The organism is Sphingobacterium sp. UBA7253 (assembly GCF_002472745.1).
Taxonomy (GTDB): domain Bacteria; phylum Bacteroidota; class Bacteroidia; order Sphingobacteriales; family Sphingobacteriaceae; genus Sphingobacterium; species Sphingobacterium siyangense.
In genome coordinates, this window is the sequence record NZ_DKSP01000143.1 from 1 (window position 1) to 2914 (window position 2914).

A 2914-nucleotide genomic window follows, 5' to 3' on the forward strand; every position below is an offset into this window, starting at 1 on the left:
GAAAATTAAATGTAAATTTATAACGGAAATAAACTGTCGAAGGAAATTGTGCTGGCTGATAGGTTTTATCAAATATTTTCACGGGTTTGCTATGATCATACATAATACATAGCGCCATTTTCATATCCTCAATTTTTTTATAAAGCAATCCCCAACGAATCAGATCTTGTTTACGGACAGACTCACCGCCAAACTCCCAAGCACGTTCATTAATTACTGCATCCAAAAAGTTAGCATCATACGCTTGTATTTTGGAAGACCCGACGCCAAATGCTCTTTCACGAACTTTTTCCAAAGCCTGTCTCGGTGATATTTTGGCCATTTCATGTACTGCATCAGGATTTTCAATCTGACTTTGAGCTTCGGCATACATGAGATAAATATCGGAGTATCGCATTAGTATCCAATTGACTCCAGTAGCGATACGCCCTGTCGCGGTCTTGTGCATAGCAAGATAGGAATTAGACATCCAGTAAATCCTCCATTTACCAAATTTTACATCATTCGGATTATTACTCACCTTCTCTTTATTGTCAGCTCCATAGCCAATCCAGCTAAGCGTCACGTCACGCCTTTTATCTTCTCTGTCGAAGGAATAAAAATAATATGCGGTTGAGGTTACATAACTACCACCGAATCCACGGGAGCCATACTTTGAATTTCCATCCACAGCATAGCCCATCAAGGAGCCAATATCTCCATTGTTACCCATGCCAAATGCTACTTCAAACAAATTTTCATTTGAAGCATTTGGACGATTACCACATACGGAAGACCATATATTCTCAAAATCTGGATCCAAACGATGCGGGTTATCTGCTGATCCGATCAATTCTGCGGCCTGTTCTGCTGCGATACGGTAATATTCTTTCCAGTTTTGAGGGCGACCTACATAATAGCCATTGTTGGAAGGTATTGTCGGATGCTTCTCAGCAGTTGAATTAGGAAATGCTTTACTGTCTCTGAGAGACCAGCCGCCAGCAAATAATGCGACACGTGCCAACAGACCTTTTGCGAAACCTTTGGTTACACGTTCTACTGTACCATACTCACTATTTCCGCCTTTGTATGGAAGATAGGACTGTGCTTCTTCCAAGTCCTTTACCAAATAATGATACACCGTATCCTTATCGGATTTTGGCAAGTACACATTAGACAGGTCGGACTTGGAAGCTTCTTTTTTATACGGAATATCACCCCAATACCGCGCAAGCTCAAAAAATGCGAGCGATTTAAGTGTGAGCGCTTCTCCCAGAAGAGGTTTCATGCTATTTGCTTCACTCGCGAGAATCGGTGAATTGCGGATACCATCGACGACTGCGGTTGCCATTTCTGCAAACTCGAACAAACGTTGCCACCTTGTCGTAGAATTGTTGGCGTGTCCGAAATAATTTCCGGCGCCAAAATCGTCTGTCTGAGAGATATATCCGGTTTCGCTAAATGACCCATTGGATTCCGTATCCGATACTCCTTGCCAGTTGACCGATAATTTCTGCCCATAGATATAGGTATCGGTCATTTTCCCATACAGTCCCATAACCGCAGCTTTAGTCATAGAACTTGTCTTAAATACAGTCTCTCCACTTAGGGAAGAAGGAGAACTGGTTTCAAGATATTTTTTGCATGAACTCATACAGGCCAGTATGACAACAGCAATGATGATTATATTTTTCATGTTCTTGTGTTTAAAATGTAACATTTAATCCAAACAACACCTTTCTCGCTTTCGGATAGGCAGAGTATCCTACCCCGGGAGTCAATGGATTACGTTGTGTGTCAACCTCTGGATCCTGTCCACTATATTTTGTCCAGACATGCAGGTTATAGCCAGCGACATAAATGCGTAAATTCTGCATAAGAAGCCGCTTAGCAATATGTGTCGGCAAGGTGTAGCCTAGTGTCACATTGCTCAGTCTGAGAAAGGAGCCGTCTTCGATGGCCCAATCGGTTAAAATACGACCATTTGCTGCCATAGGATTCCACATCGTCTTTCCTTCATTGAGCGCACGGAAAAGCTCGGGATTGGCATCATTTCCAAACATGATATTGGCACCAGTGGCAGGGTTTATCGTGGTAAAACGTTGTGAAAGCCTCATATCATTACTGATATTCTGATACCGTTTAGAACCTTCATAAGCCATGAAATCTATTTTATCTGCATTATATATGTCGTTGCCGTAAGACCAGTTAAACATACCCGCCAGATCAAAGCTTTTGTACTGCACATTCAACATCAAACCACCTGTGTGTTTTGGTTGTGCTTGGCCAATCACCGCTCTGTCATCCTCCAATGTAATTACCTGACCTTCTCCGCCCAACTTCTCAAGTTTAATATGACCTGGGCCAAAATAATTCCCCCCTCTGGACATTACTTTCGAAGCATCCACCACTCCTTCATTTAATAGCCATCTATTTTGCGTACCATCAAAAGTAAAATCATCAAAAGAATAGAAACCATCTTGTTTAAAACCATACATCAATCCCAGTGGCTGTCCAACAATGGCCCTAAAATCATCGCGTCCAAAATCCAGCCATGGAGAGGCTGGCGTTGTCATTTCATTCAGACCATCAATCAGCTTACGAATCTTATTGCGATTAAAAGCAATGTTAAAGTCTGCTGATAAACGAAAATCTTTTTTTTCCACCAATACTGCAGATGCCGAAAACTCAATTCCCCTATTGGAAGTACTACCTATATTCTGATACTGGTTGGCATACCCCGAGCTCGACGGCAACGGTACCTGAAGGATTAAATCGTTTGTAATATTATTATAAGCATCAACAGTAAGGTTCAACCGGTTTTTAAACAAGGAAAGATCCAAACCTATATTACTGGACACTGTGCTTTCCCATGTTAGATTTTCATTCTTCAGCGTGGTCTTCGTACGTAACGCACTCTGTGGGGTTTCTCCAA

At 41.8% G+C, this 2914-nt stretch carries 2 protein-coding genes; both read right to left on the bottom strand.

Translation table 11 applies throughout. From position 1 onward, the window contains the following. The coding region (locus B2X72_RS14745; RefSeq protein ID WP_286850253.1) for a RagB/SusD family nutrient uptake outer membrane protein at positions 1 to 1675 on the bottom strand (1675 nt) is incomplete at its 3' end. Positions 1676 to 1685: 10 nt separating this feature from the next. Continuing rightward, positions 1686 to 2914 (bottom strand): TonB-dependent receptor domain-containing protein (locus B2X72_RS14750; protein ID WP_286850255.1); only part of this gene is annotated, 1229 nt, incomplete at its 5' end.